The sequence below is a fragment of the Nonomuraea deserti genome (genome assembly GCF_004348685.1).
Classification (GTDB): Bacteria; Actinomycetota; Actinomycetes; order Streptosporangiales; family Streptosporangiaceae; genus Nonomuraea; species Nonomuraea deserti.
Window position 1 is genome coordinate 1 of record NZ_SMKO01000376.1, and the last position, 2,717, is coordinate 2,717.

Annotated in this window: 3 protein-coding genes; all 3 read left to right on the forward strand. The window is 73.6% G+C overall.

Annotated elements, in window-relative coordinates; all coding sequences use genetic code 11:
- On the forward strand, positions 1-806 hold an 806-nt coding region (locus E1292_RS50060), incomplete at its 5' end, for a chorismate-binding protein (RefSeq protein WP_132606824.1).
- A 1-nt stretch (position 807) separates the two neighbouring features.
- Positions 808-1,638, forward strand: coding sequence for an aminotransferase class IV (locus E1292_RS50065; protein ID WP_220447465.1), 831 nt, complete (start codon positions 808-810; stop codon positions 1,636-1,638).
- Positions 1,639-1,677: 39 nt separating this feature from the next.
- On the forward strand, positions 1,678-2,717 hold a 1,040-nt coding region (locus E1292_RS50070), incomplete at its 3' end, for a serine/threonine-protein kinase (protein WP_132606825.1).

A 2,717-nucleotide genomic window follows, 5' to 3' on the forward strand; every position in this document is an offset into this window, starting at 1 on the left:
GCCCCGGCGGATGGCGCAGCTCGCTCGGCCGCGCCGCCTACGAGAGCGGCGTGCGGGCGATCCGCGCCTACATCGAGCAGGGCGAGGTCTACCAGGCCAATCTCTGCCGGATCCTGTCGGCGCCCGCCCCGCCCGACGCCGACCCGCTCGCGCTGGCCGCCCGCCTGGCGTCCGGCAACCCCGCGCCGTACGCCGCGGTGATCCAGGTGCCCGGGCTGAGCGTGGTGTCGGCCTCGCCCGAGCTCTACCTGTCGCGCGACGGCGACGTCGTGGAGTCCCGGCCCATCAAAGGCACCGGCGTCACCGCGGCCGACCTGCTGGAGAAGGACTACGCCGAGAACGTCATGATCGTCGACCTCGTCCGCAACGACCTCGGCAGGGTCGCCGACGTCGGATCCGTCGAGGTGCCCGCGCTGTGCGCGGTCGAGGAGCACCCCGGCCTCGTCCACCTCGTCTCCACCGTCAGGGCCAGGCTGGCCCCGGGTGCGGGCTGGCCCGAGCTCTTCGCCGCGACGTTCCCGCCGGGCTCCGTCACGGGCGCGCCGAAGTCGTCGGCGGTCCGCATCATCAATGAGCTCGAACCAGCCCCGCGGGGGCCGTACTGTGGGGCCGTGGGCTGGGTCGACGCCGACCGGCGCACGGCGGCGCTGGCCGTGGGCATCAGGACGTTCTGGCTCTCGGGCGGCGAGATCCGGTTCGGCACGGGCGCGGGCATCACCTGGGGCAGCGACCCCGGGCGCGAATGGCACGAGACCGAGCTCAAGGCAGCCAGGCTCATCGCACTGGCATCCACAGGAGGAGACTGAAGTGAACATCCCTGTCTGGGTCAACGGGGAGCTGATCGACCCCGCTCAGGCCACCGTGTCGGTGTTCGACCACGGGCTGATGGTGGGCGACGGCGTCTTCGAGACCATCAAGATCGTCAAGGGTGAGTCGTTCGCGCTCACCCGGCACCTCGACCGGCTCACGCTCTCGGCCCAGCGCATGGACCTGCCCGAGCCCGACGTCGAGGCCATCGCCGACGGCATCGGCAAGATCCTGGCCGTCGCGCCCGCCTGGCCGCTCGGCCGCATCCGCGTCACCTACACCAGCGGCCCCGGCCCGCTCGGCTCCGACCGCGGCGACCAGGGCACCACGTCCGTCGTCATCGTCGGCGAGCAGAAGCCGTTCCCTGCCACCGCCGACGTCACCGTCGTCCCGTGGCCGCGCAACGAGCGCGGCGCCCTGGCCGGCGTCAAGAGCACCTCCTACGGCGACAACGCCAAGGCCCTGCTGTACGCCAAGCAGCGCGGCGGCGGCGAGGCCGTCTTCGGCAACCTCGCGGGCGACCTCTGCGAGGGCACCGGCTCCAACCTCTTCGTCGTGCGCGACGGCCGCCTGCTCACCCCGACCCTGGAGGCCGGCTGCCTGGCGGGCGTCACCAGGGCGCTGGTGCTCGAATGGTGCGGAGCGGAAGAGGCCGACATCCCGCTGTCGGCCCTCTACGAAGCCGAGGAGGCCTTCCTCACCTCCACCACCCGCGACGTGCAGCCGATCAGGCGGGTCGACGACACCGAGTTGCCCGTCGCGCCCGGCCCGATCACCGCCAAGGCCATGCGGATCTTCGCCGAGCGCTCTGCCGCCGACCTCGACCCATGAGCTAAGGTCATGCCTCACCACTGATCGTGTGAGGCATACGTGGCAGTCGATCCGCTCCGCCCGGGAGATCCCGAGGCGGTGGGAGAGTTTCGCATCGTGGGCCGCCTCGGCCAGGGCGGGCAGGGCATCGTCTACCTGGGCGAGTCACCCGACTCCGGCCAGGCGGCCGTCAAGGTGATGACCGGCGGGATCGACCGGTCCTTCGCCCGCGAGCTCGCCGCCGCGCGGATGGTCGACGAGTTCTGCACCGCGCGCGTGCTCGTGGCCGACCTCGACCACGACCCTCCCTACGTCGCCGCCGAGTACATCGACGGCCCCGCCCTCGCGACCGCCGGGCCGGTGCGTGGCGCCGCGCTGACCCGGCTGGCCATCGGCACCGTCACCGCCCTGGCCGCCATCCACCGGGCCGGCGTGGTGCACAGGGACTTCAAACCCGGCAACGTGCTGCTGGGGCCCGACGGGCCGCGGGTGATCGACTTCGGCATCGCCCGGCTGGTGGACGCCACCGCGACGAAGGGCGCCTCCTCGGGGACGCCCCCGTACATGTCGCCCGAGCAACTGTCCGGTGACACCGTCGGGCCCGCGGCCGACCTGTTCGCGTGGGGCTCGACCATGACGTTCGCGGCGACGGGGGAGCCGCCGTTCGGGCGCGACACGTTCGCGGCGGTGGCGTACCGGATCCTGCACGGCGAGCCCGCCCTCGGCGGCCTGCCCGACCCGCTGCGCGGGATCGTGGCGCGCTGCCTGGCCAAGGACCCGGCCGCCCGGCCCAGCGCCCGTACGGTCCTGCTCGAACTCCTCGGCGAGCCCCCGGACCTGCCCGGTGCGAGCGCCGCGCCCGCACCGGCGAGCCGCGCCCCGGCCGGCTCCGACGGCACACCCGGAGGGCACGCCCCTGCCGACTCCGCTGCCGGCGCGCTCGCATCGCAAGGCCGGGCCACGGCCGGTGACCAGGCTCGTGAGGCGGGTCCTGCCGGTGACCAGGCTCGTGAGGCGGGTCCTGCCGGTGATCGGGCTGGTGGGGCAGGTGCTGGCGGTGATCGGATTGGTGGGGCGGGTGCCGGTGGTCGGGTTGGTGG